Annotated in this window: 14 protein-coding genes and 2 pseudogenes; 7 read left to right on the top strand and 9 right to left on the bottom strand. The window is 71.6% G+C overall.

What is annotated here, in order from left to right; all coding sequences use genetic code 11:
• Positions 1 to 5: 5 nt before the first annotated feature.
• The 4 genes from ABT245_RS13550 to ABT245_RS13535 all read right to left on the bottom strand — a co-directional run bounded on the left by ABT245_RS13550 (position 6) and on the right by ABT245_RS13535 (position 5,840).
• The gene (locus tag ABT245_RS13550) at positions 6 to 977 is read right to left on the bottom strand and encodes a helix-turn-helix domain-containing protein (protein WP_351732765.1); all 972 of its coding nucleotides are present in this window, start codon (positions 975 to 977) and stop codon (positions 6 to 8) included.
• Complete coding sequence (locus ABT245_RS13545) at positions 971 to 1,999, bottom strand: AraC-like ligand-binding domain-containing protein (RefSeq protein WP_351732762.1); 1,029 nt, start codon at positions 1,997 to 1,999, stop codon at positions 971 to 973. Before ABT245_RS13545 ends, ABT245_RS13550 begins: the two co-directional genes overlap by 7 nt.
• Before the next feature lie 73 nt (positions 2,000 to 2,072).
• Positions 2,073 to 3,038: an alpha/beta hydrolase gene (locus tag ABT245_RS13540; protein WP_351732759.1), complete on the bottom strand. Its 966-nt coding sequence runs from the start codon at positions 3,036 to 3,038 to the stop codon at positions 2,073 to 2,075.
• 27 nt (positions 3,039 to 3,065) lie between these two features.
• The gene (locus tag ABT245_RS13535; RefSeq protein WP_351732756.1) at positions 3,066 to 5,840 is read right to left on the bottom strand and encodes an AAA family ATPase; all 2,775 of its coding nucleotides are present in this window, start codon (positions 5,838 to 5,840) and stop codon (positions 3,066 to 3,068) included.
• A 184-nt stretch (positions 5,841 to 6,024) separates the two neighbouring features.
• Between ABT245_RS13535 and ABT245_RS13530 the strand changes: the two genes are divergently transcribed.
• The 3 genes from ABT245_RS13530 to ABT245_RS13520 all read left to right on the top strand — a co-directional run bounded on the left by ABT245_RS13530 (position 6,025) and on the right by ABT245_RS13520 (position 10,176).
• Positions 6,025 to 8,790: an AAA family ATPase gene (locus ABT245_RS13530; RefSeq protein ID WP_351732754.1), complete on the top strand. Its 2,766-nt coding sequence runs from the start codon at positions 6,025 to 6,027 to the stop codon at positions 8,788 to 8,790.
• Positions 8,791 to 9,340: 550 nt separating this feature from the next.
• Positions 9,341 to 10,024 (top strand): DsbA family oxidoreductase, encoded by a 684-nt coding sequence (locus tag ABT245_RS13525; RefSeq protein WP_351732752.1) that lies wholly within the window; start codon positions 9,341 to 9,343, stop codon positions 10,022 to 10,024.
• Positions 10,021 to 10,176 (top strand): hypothetical protein, encoded by a 156-nt coding sequence (locus tag ABT245_RS13520; protein WP_351732750.1) that lies wholly within the window; start codon positions 10,021 to 10,023, stop codon positions 10,174 to 10,176. The genes ABT245_RS13525 and ABT245_RS13520 overlap by 4 nt, the downstream gene beginning before the upstream one ends.
• Before the next feature lie 24 nt (positions 10,177 to 10,200).
• On the opposite strand, the gene ABT245_RS13515 is transcribed toward ABT245_RS13520, so the two are convergent.
• Positions 10,201 to 10,614, bottom strand: coding sequence for a winged helix-turn-helix transcriptional regulator (locus ABT245_RS13515; protein ID WP_351732748.1), 414 nt, complete (start codon positions 10,612 to 10,614; stop codon positions 10,201 to 10,203).
• A 151-nt stretch (positions 10,615 to 10,765) separates the two neighbouring features.
• On the opposite strand from ABT245_RS13515, the gene ABT245_RS13510 reads away from it, so the two are divergent.
• Both ABT245_RS13510 and ABT245_RS13505 read left to right on the top strand, forming a co-directional pair.
• Entirely contained in the window at positions 10,766 to 11,413 is a 648-nt protein-coding gene (locus ABT245_RS13510) for an FMN-dependent NADH-azoreductase (RefSeq protein ID WP_351732746.1), read from the top strand.
• The gene (locus ABT245_RS13505; RefSeq protein WP_351732744.1) at positions 11,364 to 11,612 is read left to right on the top strand and encodes an NAD(P)H-binding protein; all 249 of its coding nucleotides are present in this window, start codon (positions 11,364 to 11,366) and stop codon (positions 11,610 to 11,612) included. The genes ABT245_RS13510 and ABT245_RS13505 overlap by 50 nt, the downstream gene beginning before the upstream one ends.
• 53 nt (positions 11,613 to 11,665) lie before the next feature.
• On the opposite strand, the gene ABT245_RS13500 is transcribed toward ABT245_RS13505, so the two are convergent.
• Positions 11,666 to 12,022 (bottom strand): IS3 family transposase, encoded by a 357-nt coding sequence (locus tag ABT245_RS13500; RefSeq protein WP_351732741.1) that lies wholly within the window; start codon positions 12,020 to 12,022, stop codon positions 11,666 to 11,668.
• A 55-nt stretch (positions 12,023 to 12,077) separates the two neighbouring features.
• Here ABT245_RS13500 and ABT245_RS13495 point away from each other — a divergent pair, with 55 nt between their 5' ends.
• Positions 12,078 to 12,410: a hypothetical protein gene (locus ABT245_RS13495; protein WP_351732739.1), complete on the top strand. Its 333-nt coding sequence runs from the start codon at positions 12,078 to 12,080 to the stop codon at positions 12,408 to 12,410.
• A 149-nt stretch (positions 12,411 to 12,559) separates the two neighbouring features.
• On the opposite strand, the pseudogene ABT245_RS13490 reads toward ABT245_RS13495, so the two are convergent.
• Together ABT245_RS13490 and ABT245_RS13485 are read right to left on the bottom strand one after the other, a co-directional pair.
• Positions 12,560 to 12,741 (bottom strand): annotated as a pseudogene (locus ABT245_RS13490) (Zn-dependent oxidoreductase); the annotation flags it as partial.
• A gap of 39 nt (positions 12,742 to 12,780) precedes the next feature.
• Complete coding sequence (locus ABT245_RS13485) at positions 12,781 to 13,368, bottom strand: TetR/AcrR family transcriptional regulator (protein WP_351732737.1); 588 nt, start codon at positions 13,366 to 13,368, stop codon at positions 12,781 to 12,783.
• Positions 13,369 to 13,468: 100 nt separating this feature from the next.
• Between ABT245_RS13485 and ABT245_RS13480 the strand changes: the two genes are divergently transcribed.
• Positions 13,469 to 15,094, top strand: a complete 1,626-nt coding sequence (locus tag ABT245_RS13480) for an SDR family NAD(P)-dependent oxidoreductase (RefSeq protein WP_351732734.1) — start codon at positions 13,469 to 13,471, stop codon at positions 15,092 to 15,094.
• 195 nt (positions 15,095 to 15,289) lie between these two features.
• On the opposite strand, the pseudogene ABT245_RS13475 reads toward ABT245_RS13480, so the two are convergent.
• A pseudogene (locus ABT245_RS13475) lies at positions 15,290 to 16,648 on the bottom strand (ISL3 family transposase); the annotation flags it as partial.
• Positions 16,649 to 16,653: the final 5 nt, after the last annotated feature.

The following is a 16,653-nucleotide window of genomic DNA, read 5'->3' as shown; positions in this document are numbered from 1 at the left end:
CGGTGTCAGTCCGCTCGGACCGTGCAGGCCGCCCGGCGCCACTGCGCCGGCGACATCCCGTACGTCTCCCGGAAGGCCCGGCTGAAGTGGGACGGGCTGGCGAAGCCCCAGCGGGCGGCCACCGCGGCGATCGACCGGTGGGCGGCGCCGGGCCGGGCCAGCTCCTCGTGGGCCGCCTCCAGCCGGCGGGCGCGCACCCAGGCGCCCACGGTGGTGCCCTGGCGCTGGAAGAGCCGGTGCAGATAGCGCAGCGAGATGGCGTGCTGGTCGGCGATGGCCTGCGGAGCGAGTCCGGGTTCGCCGAGCCGGGTCCGGACGGACGCGGTGACGCGCTCCCACAGCGCCGACTCGGGCTGTCCGCCGATGCGTTCGAGGGCCACGGTGGCGAGGATCTCCGCGACGGTACGGGCGAGTTGTTCGCGCCGGGGCAGGCCAGGCCGGGAGACCTCGTCGACGAGTCCGTCGAGCAGGGGCAGCAGGAGGCCCGCCGCTCCCCCGTCGGCGCCGTCCACCACGGTGGCCGTGAGGGCCTGCAACTGCCGTTCCTCCAGGCGCAGCAGGGCTCGGGGCACTATGAGGATCCGCGCCCGCTGCCGCGCGGGGAGCACGATCCGGAACGGGCGCCGAGCGTCGTGGAAGGCCAGGCCACCGGGGTGGAGTTCGGCGGTGCGGCCGTCCTGGAGCAGCAGGGCGGTGCCCGCCAGGTGCCGGCGGACCAGGATGTGGGTGCGCGGGTCGGCGGCCACCGAGCGGGCGTCGCGCAGAATCGTTCCGGGGCCGAACTCCTCGGTGGCGATCTGGAGGGCGCCGAGCCGGTCGGCGGTCAGTTCGCCGGTCCACTGGCGGTCGTCGCGCGCCACGGTGACCTCGACGTCCACGAAGGTCCGGGAGAGGGCGCGCTGCCAGGCCGCGAGGCGGTCGCCGGGTGCCGGCTCCCGGGTGGCGCGGGACACCTCTGGGGCGTGGCCGGTCAGCATGGCTCCCCTGCCGCCCGCACCTGGTCCAGCCAGTCCGTCGGTGACAGCCCGAAGGAGTTGCGGAAGGCCTTGCCGAACCCGGCGGGGCCGGCGAACCCCCAGCGCCGGGCGACCTGGCCCAGACTGACGGAACCCGGCGGCTGCGCGAGGAGTTCCCTGCGGCACTCCCGCAGGCGCTGCTCGCGGATCCACTGGCACACGGTGTTGCCCTCGGCCTCGAACAGCCGGTGCACATAGCGGACCGAGATGCCGTGCACCCCGGCGATGACGGACGGGGTCAGTCCGGGGTCCGACAGGTGCCAGCGGATGTACGTCTTGACGCGCAGCAGCAGGACGCCGTCGGCGCCCGGCAGTTCGGCGGGCTCCGCCCCCAGCTGGTCCGCCGCCGTGGCCGCCACGAGGTCGATGACGCTCTCGGCCAGTCGCTCGGCCGTCGGTGTCGTGTACGACTCGGAGGTGTCCGCCAGCCGCTCCAGCATCGGCGCCAGCAGGGCGGGGAGCCCCTCGCTCGGGCGTACCGCGCGGCCGGTGATCTGCCGCACGTCGGCATCCGGAAGGTCCAGCAGCTGGCACGGGACCGCGAAGATCTTCAGCCGGAAGCGTTCCGGGAAGGTGGTGCGGAAGGGGCGGAGGGTCTCGAAGAACCCGATGTCACCGGCCCGCAACTCGGTGCTGCGACCATCCTGTTCGACCTGGGCCCGGCCGGTGCTCTGGACGGCCACGAAGACCTCGCGCCCGTCGCCGCGGGCGATGAAGCGCGACGCCCGGTGGACCTGGCCGGGATCGGCTTGCACCGTGGTGATCCGCAGATCCCCGAGCCGGTCGGTGCGCAGGGTCGCGTCATAGGTACGGCCGTCGGTGGCGATGTCCATCCCCACCAGGGTGTCGAACACGGCGTCGTGCCAGTACTCCAGGCTCTCGTCCGGCGGAACCGAGCGCGTGGTCAGCACCCTGGTCCGCTCGCTCGCCGAGCCGGTCGGATGCCGGCGTCTCTCCTCGTAGGAGTCGATCGCTGTTGGCATGCCGTCATCCTGTCGCGGCGGCACCGGTGGATGCATCAGTCGGCCGACTGGTCCTCGGTCGTGCCGGTGCCCGTCACCGCAAACGGGCGAGCAGAAAGGCGCATCCGGTCAGAATCGCTGCCCGAGTGGGCACGCTGTCGGCCAGGGCGTGCAGCGCCACGAAGTCGTGGATGGTGCCGAGGAACCGCACGGACAGTGCCTCGGCCCCGGCCTCGGACAGCCGCCGCGCGTACTCCTCGCCCTCGTCGCGGGCCACGTCGGCCTCGGCGGTGACGACCAGGGCCGGCGGCAGCCCCGCCAGCTCCTCCGGGCGCGCCCGCAGCGGTGCCGCGGTGGCTTCGGTCCGCCGGGCCGGGTCGGCGACGTACCGCTCCCAGTAGGTGCGCAGCGCCCGGCGCGTGAGCAGGTAGCCGGTGGCGAACTGCCGCTGCGAGGGGCTGTCGCAGCGGGCGTCGGTGAGCGGGTAGTAGAGCAGCTGCGCGTCGATCCGCGGCCCGTGGCGCTTCTTCGCCAGCATGGTCACGGCGGCCGCGAGCGTGGCCCCGGCGCAGTCCCCCGCCACCGCCAACCGGTCAGGATCCAGCGCGAGTTCGTCGGCCTGGGAGACCGCCCAGGTCAACAGGGCGTAGCACTCCTCCAGAGCCACCGGGTAGCGGGCCTCGGGGGCGCGGCTGTACTCGGGGACCACGGCGCACACACCCGCGCCGGTGACGAGTTCGCTGATGAGCCGGGCGTGGGTCTGGGCGTCGCCGAGCGCCCACCGGCCACCGTGCAGGTACAGCAGGGTCGGGAACGGGCCGGGCACCCCGGCCGGGCGGATCGTCCAGAAGCCGAGCAGCCGCGACGGGCCGACCGGTGCCACGCCGAAGACCGCGTCCACGTCGAAGTCCTCGAACCGGTCGGCCTGGGTCTCCCGCAGCGCCCGCCGCGCCGCGTTCGGGCCGAGGTCGTCGAGGGCGGGCGGTGCGGCCAAGGCGCTGACCAGGCGTTGCACCACGCGGTCGAGGACCACGGCCGTACCCGGTTGTCCGGGCCTCATGGGCTCTCCGACCGGTCCGCCGCCCCCTCACCGGCCCTGTACCAGGTCACGGAGCTGATGACGGCTGCTGATGCCGAGCTTGGGATACACGTTGTACAGATGCGAGCCTACGGTGCGCGGCGACAGAAAGAGCCGCTCGCCGATCTCCCGGTTCGACAGACCGCGCGCGGCGAGCTGGACAATCTGCCGCTGCTGTGCAGTCAGTTGCTCCAGCAGGCCGTCGTCCTCGGGGGCGGGCGCGGCGCCGCTGGCGCGCAGTTCGCGCTGGGCGGCGGCCGCGAGGGCGTCGGCACCAAGGCGTTCGGCGGTCTCCAGGACCGTGGTCAGTTGCTGGCGCGCCTCCAGGGTGCGGCGGCATCGGCGCAGCCGGATGGCGTAGTTGAGGCGGACGTGGGCGCACTCCCACGGCCACCGGTTCGCCGCGTGGTTGACGAGCGCGAGCTGGAAGTGTTCCTCGGCCTCGCCGTCCGGGCCGACCATGGCGGTGGCGTGGTGCAGGAGCAGCGTCATCCTGGTGCTCGGGCGCTCGCCCTGCTCGGCCCGGACCCGCTCCAGGATCGGCAGGGCCTCGGCCGATCTGCCGGTGCGCTGGGCGGTGACCGCGAGTTCGGCGATGCTCCGTGCCGACAGGAAGGGGTGCAGGAGCGCTCCGTCGGCGGTGAACAGGTCGCGCAGCTGCCGCCAGGCACCTTCCATGTCTCCGTGCGCGAGGGCGGCGAGGCCGCGGCCGCGCAGCAGCCGGGCGTGGGTGGCCCGGTTCTCGTCCAGGCAGACGGCGCGCCAGACGGCGGGGGTGAGCCGGGGTGCCGCCGCCGGATGGGTTCCGCGCAGCGCCCGCACGGTCAGGGCCTGTGCCTCCAGATCGGCCTGGAGGCGGGGCAGGCGCAGCACCGCGGCCTCGGTCATGGCGTCCTGGATCACGGTCTCGGCCGCCGGGAACCGCCCGATGGCGACGAGGGTCTCCACGAGGGCGAGGACCGACCAGCCGCGCAGACCGAAGGCGCGGGCGGCCCGCAGCCGGTCGTCGGCGGTGCGCGACTGCCCCAGGTCCACGTCCGCCTCGTCCGCGTGGTGGGCCACCGCGGCCAGCACCGCGCGGGCGGCCGGCGCGTCCGGGCCGACGGGCGAGGCGCCGTGTGACCGGCCGAGGCCGGACAGGGAGCCGGTGGCGGACTGCGGCCGGGCCACCGCGGTGACCAGCGCGTCCAGTGCCCGCCGGGTGTGCGGTGTGTCCAGGCGGACCAGTGGTCCGGCCGCGGAGGGGTGCCACCGCTCGGACTCCTCGGCCTGCCGGGCCCGGTCGAGCAGCGTGGCCAGGGCCACCGTGTGCTCCGGCAGCCCGGACTGGGAGGCGATGCCCGCCGCCAGGCCCGCGAGCGCGAGCGCGAGGGTCCGGTCGATCACGGGAAAGAGCTCCGAGACGTCGGCCAGCAGCTCGAAGGCCTCGCGCTGGGCGGACTCCTGGGAGAGCGTGGCGGCCAGGGCACCGGCCGCGGCGCAGACGAGCTCCGGATCGTCGGATTCCCGGACGACTCGGCCGTACAGCTCCCGCACCCAGCCGGGGTCGCCCACCGCGTGCGCCGCCGTCAGGGCCTCGGCCAGTCGGCGGGCGCGTTCCGGCCGCTCCGAGCTGAGCCGGGCCGCCTGCTCCAGTGCGTGCGCGGCCTCCACCGCGTCCCCGCGCCGCCAGGCGGAGGCCTCCAGCGCGGCGGCGACGAACGCGTTGGGGCCGATGGTGGTGGCGGCCAGGTGCCGGGCCCTGACCTCGGGCAGCACGGCGGCCTTGGCGAGGTCACGGTGTGCCTGCTGGCGCTCGCCCGCCGGGCGCCCCAGATAGGCGGCCGACCGGGCCAGCGGATGCCGGAAGACGAGCCGGTGCTCGACCAGCGTGACGAGTCCGGCCGCCTCCGCCGGCGCCCACACCGCCAGGTCGCCGGTGCGCAGGGCGGCCATGACGGCGGCGACGGGCTCGCCGGGCCCCGCGGCCGCCGCGTACAGCAGGGCCTGGCGTGTCGCGGCGGGCAGCGCGTCGAGTCGTACGCCGAAGACGTGCTCCGCGGGCGGGTGCCGCAGCCCCTGCACGCCCCGGCTCAGTTCCACCAGGGCCAGCGGGTTGCCCTCGGCCTCCGCGAGGATCTCCAGCCGGTGCCGACCCGTGGGCGGCGCCGGCTGCCCGTCGAGGAGCGCAGCGGCCGCAGTGCCGCTCAGCGGCCCCAGCCGCAGGGTCGCGGTGCCGGGCGGCGGGCCGGGCAGGGCCGACTCGTGCCGGGCGGCGACCAGCATCGTCACCGCGCGTCCGGCCAGCAGCCGGGCCGCGGCGAACAGCGCCTCCAGGAAGAGGCGGTCGCACAGGTCGGCGTCGTCCACGCACACCAGCACCGGCCGGGCCGCGGCGAGCCGGTCCAGCAGCGCCGTCACCGCCGCGTGCAGCTCCGCCTCGTCCGGGTTGTCGTCTCCGCGCGGTACGGCCGTCAGCACCCGGTGGTGCGCGGCGGGCAGGGCGGCCGGCTCGCTTCGCACCGGCGGCGCCAGCAGCTGTTGCAGACAGCCGTACGCATGCCTCGCGTCATCGGCCCAGCCCTGCGCGGACAGCACCAGCACGCCGTCGGCTGCGGCCCGTTCCCGGACGTGCCGGAGCACGGTCGTACGCCCGATCCCCTCTTCGCCGAGGAGCAGCAGGGTCTGAGGAGTGCCGGGCTCACGCGTCACACACCGCAGGATCCGCTCGATCTCGCCATCCCGGCCCAGGACGGTGGCCTCGTCGCCGATCATGGACTGCTGCGGGAGTGGACCGTCATGCATGTACTCCTGTAGCGGTGCGTGTTTTCCCTGGCCAGGGCCATCATCGCGGAGACCGGGGCGGGACGCTTCTGTCACATGACCAGTCACCCCCGGTTCCCGTCCTGTCCCTTCACCCGCGATTCCCGTCCTGTCGGTCGCCACTGGCAGGATTGCCGTATCAACGGCCCGACGACAAGGACGGTTCATGCACGTCGGCACCGACCACCCCTCCGATCCGGGCATCCTGGGCCGGGCCGCCGAATTGGCCCGCCTCGACCGTCTGCTCGCGGCGGTGGACGGTAGCGGCCCGCAGGTGCTGGTGCTGACCGGGGAGCCGGGGGCGGGGAAGACCACCCTCGTCGACTGGACGGCCGAGCGGGGCCGGGCCCGGGGCCTCGGGATCCTGCGGGTGCGCGGCAGCGAGGGCGAGGTGGGCCTCGGTCTGCCGGGCGTGCACCAGCTTCTGCATCCGCTGCTGCCCGGAGACAATCTGCCCGCGGGGCGTCGGCAGGCCCTGGACCGCGCCTTCGGGCCTGATGAGGCGGCGCAGTACGAACTGAAACTCGACCAGCTGTCCCTGTGCGTCAGCGTGCTCGAGCTCATCACCGAGGCCGCCGCACGCCGGCCTCTGCTCCTGCTCGTGGACGACGCCCAGTGGCTGGACCTCGGCTCGGTGGACGTGCTGGCCTTCCTCGCCCGGCGTCTGGAGGGCAGGCCGGTGGTGCTGCTGCTGGCCGCCCGTGAGGATGGCGTGCCGGGCCGCTTCGACCGGGCCTTTCCGCAGGTGACCGTGGGCCCGCTGAGCCGTACCGCGGCCGGGCAGCTCCTGGACGTACAGCCGGATCCGCCCCGGGGCAAGGCGCGGGCCGAGATCCTCCAACAGGCGGCCGGTAATCCGCTGGCCCTGATCGAGCTGCCGCGCGCCCTGGCCCGGGGCCGGACCGGCGGCGCCGCCCTTCCGCTCACCGCACGCCTGGAGACTCTGTTCGCCGCCGACCTTCCCGGACTGCCCGCACCCACGCGTGAGGCCCTGCTCCTGGTGGCGGCCGCAGCGGGAACGGCACACTTGGCCGACCTCCTGCGTGCCGCCCCGTCGCTGGACATCGTCCAGGCACTGGACCCCGCCGAACGCGTCGGCCTGGTACGGGTGGAGAACGGCCAGGTGCTGTTGCGCCATCCCCTGGTCCGCTCGGCCGTCTACCACGCGGCCTCCTTCCATGAGCGCCGGCAGGCCCATCTCGCCCTGGCCTCCGCGCTCACCGAGGAACCGGACCGCCGAGCCTGGCATCTGGCCGCCGCGGCGACCGGTCAGGACGCGGAGGTCGCCGACGCCTTGGCGGAGAGCGCCGAGCGTGCCCGCGGCCGAGGCGGCTACGCGGCGGCCGCGGCGGCGCTGGAACGCGCGGCGGAACTGACCCCGGCACCGGAGCTGCGCGCCCGCCGCCTGCTGACGGCCGCACAGGCAGCCATGTTCGCCGGCCACCCGCAGTGGGTCGGCGACATGAGCGAGCGCATCGGCGACCTGGCCGAGGATCCCCGGCTGCGGGCCGAGGCCTCGCTGCTGGGCGGCTGGGCCCTGGGGGTCACGCTCCGCCACGAGGAAGCGCTGGCACTCATGCTGAGCGTCGCCGAAGTCACCGCCGCCAAGGCTCCGGACCTGGCCCTCAGCGCCCTGAGCACCGCCGCGACGTCTGTCTACAACTCCGGGTCGCCGTACTACCGGGATGAGCTGCGGCGGATCAGCGATCTGCTCGGCAAGGACGGCGATCCCGCCGCCTACGCCTGGGCCCAAGCGGTCATCGGTCCCCATCGCGATCGGCCGCGTCTCATACGGCTCTTGGAGGAGGGACTGTCCGGCATGTCGTACGAGGAGTCACTCGGAGCCCTCACGGCGCTCGGCGGCACGACCTGGATCCTGGACGAGACCGAGCAGGCCCTGCGCATCCTGGGGCGGACCATGGACGTCCTGCGGCGCGCCGGCAGCGCGGGCACGAACGCGACCGTCACCCAGACGCTCGCCCTCGCCCTGTTCGAGAGCGGCTCATGGACGGCGGCCGAGGACGCGGCGGACGAGGCGTTCTGGATGGCGACGGAAGCGGGAGCCGACAACGTGACCGTGGGAGCCTGCATCCTCCGGGCCACGCTGAGCGCGCTGCAGGGCGACCATGCGGCGGCGCGGACCCAGGCGATGGAGGCCGTACGAGGCGTGGACCTGCGTAGATCCCTGAGCCTTCAGGTCCGCCACCGCCACGCACTGGGTATGGCCGCGTTCGTCGCCGGCGACCACGCCGACGCCTACGAGCAACTGCGCGCGACCTTCACCCGCGACTTCCGCCCCGCTCCCGTCCACTACCACGCCTCCCTCTACTACCTGGGCGACCTGGCCGCCGCTGCGGTCCGCGCCGGGCGGACGGACGACGCGCGCACGGTGGTCAACGCCGTAGAACACAGCCTGGAACTGGAACCGGACAGGTCCCCCCGGCTGGCCGCCGTCCTCCACCGGGCCGCTGCTTTGCTGACCGACGCCGACGACGCCGAAACCCACTTCCGCGCAGCCCTGGCCGACTCCACGACCGGCTGCTGGCCCTTCGAAAGGGCCTTCGCCCGGCTCGACTTCGGCGAGTGGCTACGCCGGCGTCGGCGCACCGCCGAGGCCCGCCCGCATCTCAACGCGGCACTGGAGTGCTTCCAGCGCCTCGACGCCCGTCCCTGGACCGACCGCACAGCCGCAGAACTCCGGGCCGCAGGAGCCCCGGCAGCGACGGCCGCGACCCCGGCGAGCGAGCTCACTGCGCAGGAACGGCAGATCGCCGAACTGGCCGCTCAAGGCTTGACCAACCGCGACATCGCGGCCCGGCTCTACCTCTCGCCCCGGACCGTCGGCTACCACCTGCACAAGATCTTCCCCAAGCTCGGCATCCACGCCAGGGCCCAACTCCGCGACGCCCTCTCGCGGGATCCGCAGCAGTGACCAGGTGCCGCGCGAACGCGGTACGGGTAGTGCGTCCGCGCGTTGTCCCGCCTCACCGCCGCCACATCCGACCCGAATCGCCCCACATAGGGGATCCGAGTCGCCCATTATGCTCGTAGCCTGCGAAATCACGATAAAAGCACCCTGACACGGGCATCTCCAAGGGGGACGGATCAGGCATTAGCGCTCAGTACACATCATGTGGCAATGAGTCCACTGAGGGTGCAGGTGGAGCGACGGCATGCGGAGGGATTCACTCCGTATAAGACCGACCGGCAAATGGTGGGGCCGCTTGTCGACGGAGGGCGCCGGACGTGAGACAGACACGGGCCTGAGTGATCATGGAGTTCTCTACGCTCAGTGATCACACGGAGGGCCCGTGCCTGCGGTGCCATCTTGCCTGCTCGAACCCAAGCCCAGGGAGGGCTCTTCGCAGATGAGGGTGTAGTGCCTGTCGGGCGGTGCCCACGCACTTGAAAGTGCCTTTTGTAAGCTCTCCCTTACTCACTCATGATGGTGTTACGCACTACTAGTGAGGTGAAGAAGGAAGATGGTTGAGCAGGTAACGCACCCCGAGGGGGCGCAGGTCGTCATCGAGATGTGGTCCGACCTGGCTTGCCCGTGGTGCTATGTCGCTAAGCACCGGCTCCGGACCGCGATCGAGCACCGCCCGGACGCGGATCGGTTCAAGGTCGTGATGCGGTCCTTCGAGCTGAACCCGGCCGCGCCGAAGCAGCCGGAGACGATCGAGGAAGCCTTCATTCGTACCCACGGCGGAACCGCCGCCCACTTCATGGCGGCAGAGCGCCAGATCCAGGCGATCGCCCGCAAGGAGGGCCTCGAGTTCACGCTGGACCGTCTCAGCGCCAACACCTTCGACCTGCACCGCGTGGTGCAGTACGCCAACGACGAGGGGCTGGGGTTCGAGTTCTTCTCGACTGTCCAGGACGGCTTCTTCGTCGGCGCCCTCAACCCTTACGCCCCTGACGCCCTGGCCGGGGTCGCCGAGTCGGTCGGGCTGGACGGCCGGCGAGTGCACGCGATCCTCGCGAGCGGTGAGTACGCCGACCGCGTACGCGCCGACCGAACCGAAGGTGTGGAGCTGGGCGCGACCGGCGTGCCGTTCGTCGTCCTCGACCGGCGGGTCGCTGCCCCGGGTGCCCAGGAGGTTCCGGTCTACGGCCAGCTGCTGGAGCAGGTGGCCGGGCCCGTGCCGAGCGAGCGTGTGTCATGAGCGAGCCGAAGGGTGGCCTCCAGATCGTCGCGGCCCCTGCCAGCGGGTGGTGCGAGCCCGACACCGGAGTCCGCCACATCGACGAGACAGGCCGCGCTGAGGCTCTCGACGAGACGGCCGTGCACGACACGCCCAGCGCTGCGGAGCGGTGAGCCACCACCGTCGCCGCGGTTCGTCTACGCGCTGACCGCGGCCTTGCCTCGGCCGACTCCGGTCAGCTCGCTGTCCGCCCGGTTGGCGGCGATCTCACGGTGGTGGGCGGCGGCCCAGCCAGCCATCGCCATGACCGCTTCCATCAGCGACCGGCCCAGCTTGGTGAGCTCGTACTCCACCCTTGGAGGGACCTCGGGGTACGCGGTCCGGGTGATCAGCCCATCGCGCTCGAGGTGCTTGAGCGTCTGGGTCAGCATCCGCTGAGAGATCCCCGGGATGCTCGCCTGCAAGTTGGAGTAGCGCAACGGACCGGCGTTCAGGGTGCTGATGATCAGCACGGTCCACTTGTCGCCGATGCGGTCGAGCACCTCGCGAATGAAGGCGCTGTCCTCCGGCCATGTCTGGCACGGACCTGCGATCTGTCGCGCTGACGCCATCTCAACAACCTCTCATCCGGTGTGTAACCGCACTACCAGTATGTAAGGCCCTCGGGGCGACCACACGCCAATCCACGACAACAGCCCCTCGTGCGAGCCCGCTCTCGGATCACCGGAGCGCGCTCACAACCACTCCGAAAGGACCCACCCCATGTCGTACCTGCTTCACATCGACTCCTCCTCGCTCGGCGAGGCCTCGGTCTCGCGCCAGGTCGCGCAGTCCTTCCTCGACGGCTGGAGCGGCGACGTCGTTCACCGCGACCTGGCTGCTTCGCCCGTGCCTCATCTATCCGCTGCCGGCATCACCGCCCGCGCCGCCGCCCCCGCTCAGTACACGCCCGAGGAGGCCGAGGCGGCCGCGATGCAGGACGCGTTGATCGAAGAGTTCCTCGGCGCGAGCGCCTATCTCTTCACGGTCCCGATGTACAACCTGACGATGCCGTCGGTGTTCAAGGCGTGGCTGGACCAGATCATGGTCTTCGGCCGCACCATGGACTTCGAGGCTCCCTCGCCGGCTGCCGGTCGTCCAGCCGTGGTGATTTCGGCGCGCGGCGGCGGCTACGGTCCCGGCGCACCCAAGCATGGCCTGGACTACGTCGTGCCCACCCTCGAGGCCGTGCTCGGCCGCGAGGACATGCTCGGCCTCGACGTCACCACCGTCATTCCCGAACTGACGATGGTGCCCCACGCCCCGGCCCTGGCCGCCCTGCTGCCGAGGCACGAGGCATCCATGGCCAGCGCCCACCACCGTGCCCGCGAGCTCGCCGCCACGATCGCGGACGGCACGACTGCCGCCTGAACCCCGAACCGACCGCGGAGTAACCCTCGTGACTGATCTGCTCGTCCTTGGTGGCAGCGGCCGCACCGGTGTACACGTCCTCGAACAGGCCGCTCAGCGTGGCCACCGCGTCCGAGCACTCGTGCGCGACCCAGACTCGGTTCAGCCGGCGGCGGGTGACTCGCAAGTCGCAGCCACCAAGCGCATCCGACTTGTCTGACTGCTTCGCCAATCCCGACCTGAAGTTCCCCCCTGATCATGGACAGCGGATGCTTACGCTGCGGGGGTGAAGTCTCGCCGAAGCCTGGCTCGGGTTTCGAGAGGGGTGAGGTACCCGAACTCGGGGTGCTTGCGGAGCCTGGTGCGGTTGTACTCAACCTCGATGAAGCGGAAGACGTCGGCTCGGGCGGCCTCGCGGCTCTCCCAGACGGTAGTTCCGATCTCCGCTTTCAGCAGTCCGAAGAAGCTCTCGGCTGCGGCGTTATCGCAGCATATGCCGGTTCTGCCCATGCTCCGTCTCAGCCCCAACTTCCGCAACTCTCCGCGAAATTCGCTACTCGTGTACTCGCTGCCGTGGTCGCTGTGCATGATGCAGCCGGGCTTCAGATCACCGCGGCCGGCGGCCACCACCAGCGACGTCCTCCACGAAGACGGTGAAACCCAGGTCCGTATCAGTGATCCGCCCTTGCCCGTCCCCGAACCCTTCGCCACGCTCCTACGGGACTACCTCAACCAGCGCCCGAACCAGGGCACCGCCGCCAACCCGGCAAGCACCTGGCTGTTCCCCGGCCGCCGAGCAGGACGCCCGATGGACCCCGGCACTATCCGCGACGCTCTCCGAGAAGCCGGCGTCCCCGCGCTCGGCGGGCGCATCGCCGCCCTGCGCCAGCTCGTCCTCCAGGCCCCGACCCCCGTGGTCGCCGGGATACTCGGCTACCACGACACCACCACGACCCGCACCGCCACCGAAGCCGGTTCCCCCTGGAGCCGATACGCCCCCGGCGACCACAGTCGGTAACAACTACACGCAGCATCAAGCCAATGCCCCGAGAACACCGACTACCTGATCACCGGGCCATACCAGTCTCGACCCCGTGGTCGGCGCCGATGAGTTCGGGGGCGACGGCCGAGCCGATCCAGCCGGAGGCGCCGGTGGCGAAGATGTGCCACATCGTGCGCGCGCTGCGCCCGAGCGGTCACGCATTCGGCGTTACCGCCGTCCCGTTCGTTTTTCCCATCGAAATCACGGGGTTCGCGTTCGGCCCGTCATGGACGGCGGGGTCGACGATCACGCGGCGACCGACGAGGCTCTCGTCCACGTCGGCGCTGGCCGCCACCACCCGGCCGGCTTTAGCCTGTGAGCACCTCACGGTGCCCTCGCCGGTCCGTCACCGAGCATCCGTCCGCAGCCCGTCGAGGAGGACGGCGAGCGTCGTCTGGCGGCTGCGGGCAGGGGCCGGCTCAAGCCCCAGGGCGCAGCCGGACGCCGTGGCGGCCTGCGTCAACTGCAGCACGTCCTGCCAGGTCAGGTCGCGCCGCAGGGATCCGGCACCCTGGGCACGCTCGACCACTAGCCGGGCGAGGTCCAGGAGCTGGCGGCGCTGCGCGGCGATCGCCGGGCCGCCGTGCTGACCGAGGGAGCTCGACAGGCCCGCGTTCTGCGCGCTGCGCAGGGTCAGGTCGCCAAACAGCAGAACGAAGCCGTCCCACGCGCCCTCGGCTTCCAGGGCCCGGCGGGCAGTGGCGGTCAGTTCGCCGAGGATGTCTCGTAGCACGGCTGCCATGAGCTGCTCGCGCTCGGGGTAACGCCGGTAGACGGTGCCCACGCCCACACCCGCCTCCCGCGCGATCTCGTGGAAACTCACCTCCAGCCCATGAGCGGCCACGGCGCGGCGGGCCGCCGCCAGGACCCGCTCTGCATTGCGCTGTGCGTCGGCACGCACCGGCGCTGCTGCTGTCGGTTTCTGGGCGCTCATGACTCCTATCGTACCCACAAGTGGACAAGGCTTGTCCGTTTACCTACTCTCGGAATAACCGGACAGGTATTGTCCGTTTCTGGGTGATGGAGGTGGGAGTGTGGATTCCCGTGTATGGCTGGTCACCGGCGCCGCGGGCGGGCTGGGGCGCGCCCTGGTCGGTGCGGTCCTCGCGGCCCGCGAGCGTGTGATCGCCCCAACGCGCCGCCCGCAGGAGCTACGGCGCCTTGCCGCCGCACATCCCGGGCGCCTGCACGCCTTGGATGCGGACATCACCGACGCCGTCGCGCTGCAACGAGCGCTGGACAGCGCTGTGACCGAGTGCGGCCGGCTGGACGTGGTGGTCAACAACGCGGGCTACGCCTTGGCGGGCCCGTTGGAGGAACTGGACGACGCCGGCCTTCGCGCTCAGTTCGAGGTGAACTTCTTCGCCGCCGTGAACGTCCTGCGGGCCGCCCTGCCGCATCTGCGTAGAGCGAGGGCGGGCCGGGTGCTGCAGATCAGCTCACTGGCAGGACAGATCGGCTCGCCCGGCATGAGCGCGTACACCGCCAGCAAGCACGCGCTGGAAGGGCTCTCCGCCTCGCTGGCCGCCGAACTCGCCCCGCTGGGGATTTACACGACCATCGTCGAACCCGGCGCCACCCGCACCGACTTCCGCGCCGCCTGGGCCGGGCGGCTTCCCGCGCAGGCAGCCATCCCCGACTACGCCCCTGTTCACGAGGCACTGGCCCGCTCGGCCGGTGCCGCAGGAGCCCAGACCGGGGATCCCGCTCGCGCGGCCCGGGCCCTCATCGCCCTCGCGGATCTGCCCGAACCGCCACTGCGCCTGCCTCTGGGCAGCGACGCCCTCACCAGCATCGAGTCCGCACGCACCAGCCAGCTCCGCGAGCTGCGCCACCACACCGCGCTGAGCATCTCCACCGACCACCAGCCGAGGAACACCAAAATGCCCACCCGCCGAACCACCGCCCCGCTCGCCGTCGTCACCGGCGGCAGCGAGGGCCTGGGGCTCGCCATCGCCGACACCTTCGCCCGGAGCGGGGCCGACCTGGTCCTCGTCGCCCGCGACCACGACAAACTCGAAAGGGCCCGCAAGAACCTCCTCCAGCACGGCACCACCGTGCACACCGTCTCCGCCGACCTGGCCACACCCGACGCCCCGGCCGAGATCGCCGACCGGATCCGCAACCTGACCGACCGGGTTGACACCCTGGTCAACAGCGTCGGAACCGCACACTTCGCCTCGCTCGCCGACACCACCACCGACGCGATGCACACAATGTGGCGCCTCAACGTCCAGGTACCCCTGTTGCTGAGCCAGCAGCTGCTGCCCGCCCTCCTGACAGCCGAAGGGAACATCATCAACATCAGTAGCTACTGGGCCCACAAGATGGTCGCCGGCCGCCCCTCGGCCGCCTACTCCGCCACCCGGGGAGCCCTCAACTCCCTGACCCTGGCCCTGGCCAACGAACTCGGCCCCCAAGGCGTACGCGTCAACGCCATCGCCCCCGGCGCCGTCCGCACCCCCACCTATGAACGCTCCTACCTTGAGCCCATGAGCGCCGAGCAGCGTGACTCCCACGACCGGCAGATCGAACAGTCCTACCCCCTGGGACGCCTGGGCACCGCATCCGACATCGCGGCCGCAGCCGCCTATCTGGCCTCCGCCACCTGGACCACTGGCGCCATCCTCGACGTCGACGGCGGCCTCACCGTCCGCTGACACGGCGCCGCTCATCCGCCCTGGGGCCAGGGATGCCAGTCGTGACGTTCGCCTGCGTCAGATTGGGGACTGTACGGTCACTGGCTCTGGCCCGTAGTCGGCGGTGACGTTGAGTAGCCGTCCTTGATCATGATCTTGTGATGGATGTCAACTCCCTGGCTCTGGCCCGTAGTCGGTGGTGACGCCGGGTAACGGTCAGGGTAGGAGGATGCGGTGGCGGAGGAGGTCGAATCCGGCTCGTCCGTGCATCTGTCGCATGATCCTCTTGGTGCGGGTGTTGACGCCTTCGGTGCGGCCGTTGTGGTAGGGCAAAAGTGAGGTCGGCGTTCACGGCGGGCCGGTCGATTTCGAGGCCGTTGGTGAAGCTGCGCAGGTGGGGCAGGTTGACGGCGCGGACGGCCGTGATCCAGGCGGTGAGTTTCGCGTCGTTGCCCGCGGCCGGTTTCAGCAGGGTTGCGAAGCCGCGTATGAGATCGGCGAGTGCGGTCATCTCTGGGCAGGCCGCGGTGATCTTCTCCAGCAGGGTTGTTTCCTTCGGGCGCCGGTTTTCAGGGTCGGTGAGCAGGAGGCGGCTGGCGTGACGTGGGGTGGTGACGGGGCGGTCGCCTTCGGCGCGGCCCTGGTTGAGGTAGCGGACCAGCAGGTTGGCGCTGCCCGTATAGCCCAACTCCCGGATCTCTTCGAAAAGGTGGGTGACCGGGACGGCCGGTTCCTGGGCACGGCGCAGGTGCTCGCGGTAGGGGTCGACGAGGGTTGGGCGGTAGGCGGGGGCAATTCGCAACACCTGGGGTTCACGCATGCGGGCGTAGCGTTTGACGGTGTTCAGGGCCAGGTTCAGACGGCGGGAGCAGTCGAGCAGGCCGACACCCTGACCGAGGAGATCATGGACCTTGTTCCAGCGTTCACGGGTGGTCTGCTCGCGTACTCCGCCGGGGCGGGGCGGGTTGATGATGGCCCAGCATCCGGCGGGCGCGCGGACCTCGAGCTGGACCTTGTCGCAGAGATTGCGCCAGAGGTGCCACCGGTCGCTGACCTGCACCGCATCCGGCAGGGCGCGACGGACGGCCTCGGCGTAGGTCGCTGAGCCGTCCCGGCACACGACCTCGGCGCCGGGATGGGTCCGCAGTCAGGACTCCAACGTCGCGGCCTCGCGGTCGGGCAGGACCGCGAGGCGTCGGCCCGTCTCGGCATCCGTGATGATCGTGGCGTAGCGGTGGCGACGGCGCAGCGCGAAATCGTCCACGCCGATCACCCGCGGGATCGCCTGCTGAGGGACCGGTAGGCGCAGCAGATGGCGCAGCGCGGTACTGCGGGAGACGGGCAGGGCCAGCAGGCCGGCCAGGTGTGCCGTCACCCGGCCGCACAACGCCTGCGCCACCTGCGATATCTGCCCAGCCAGCCGCACCGTGCGGCGCTGATGGCGCTCCAGCAGTCCGGGAATCTGCTCACGGAAGGTCTGTCGCCCACAGCCCAGAACCGGACAGACCCACCAGTAAAACGGCAATGTGGAAGCAGCGGAATACCGGGTCTGGGTACGCGCGCCTGAGCACGTCCGACCG

It is taken from the genome of Streptomyces sp. NPDC001508 (genome assembly GCF_040298665.1).
In the GTDB taxonomy this organism is placed as follows: domain Bacteria; phylum Actinomycetota; class Actinomycetes; order Streptomycetales; family Streptomycetaceae; genus Streptomyces.
This window is presented reverse-complemented; position numbering and strand designations above follow the sequence as displayed.

Excerpts from the sequence above, each read along its gene's own strand:
- ABT245_RS13550 (WP_351732765.1), bottom strand. The coding sequence starts at position 977 with ATGCTGACCGGCCACGCCCCAGAGGTGTCCCGCGCCACCCGGGAGCCG.
- ABT245_RS13545 (WP_351732762.1), bottom strand. The coding sequence starts at position 1,999 with ATGCCAACAGCGATCGACTCCTACGAGGAGAGACGCCGGCATCCGACC.
- ABT245_RS13540 (WP_351732759.1), bottom strand. The coding sequence starts at position 3,038 with ATGAGGCCCGGACAACCGGGTACGGCCGTGGTCCTCGACCGCGTGGTG.
- ABT245_RS13535 (WP_351732756.1), bottom strand. The coding sequence starts at position 5,840 with ATGCATGACGGTCCACTCCCGCAGCAGTCCATGATCGGCGACGAGGCC.
- ABT245_RS13530 (WP_351732754.1), top strand. The coding sequence starts at position 6,025 with ATGCACGTCGGCACCGACCACCCCTCCGATCCGGGCATCCTGGGCCGG.
- ABT245_RS13525 (WP_351732752.1), top strand. The coding sequence starts at position 9,341 with ATGGTTGAGCAGGTAACGCACCCCGAGGGGGCGCAGGTCGTCATCGAG.
- ABT245_RS13520 (WP_351732750.1), top strand. The coding sequence starts at position 10,021 with ATGAGCGAGCCGAAGGGTGGCCTCCAGATCGTCGCGGCCCCTGCCAGC.
- ABT245_RS13515 (WP_351732748.1), bottom strand. The coding sequence starts at position 10,614 with ATGGCGTCAGCGCGACAGATCGCAGGTCCGTGCCAGACATGGCCGGAG.
- ABT245_RS13510 (WP_351732746.1), top strand. The coding sequence starts at position 10,766 with ATGTCGTACCTGCTTCACATCGACTCCTCCTCGCTCGGCGAGGCCTCG.
- ABT245_RS13485 (WP_351732737.1), bottom strand. The coding sequence starts at position 13,368 with ATGAGCGCCCAGAAACCGACAGCAGCAGCGCCGGTGCGTGCCGACGCA.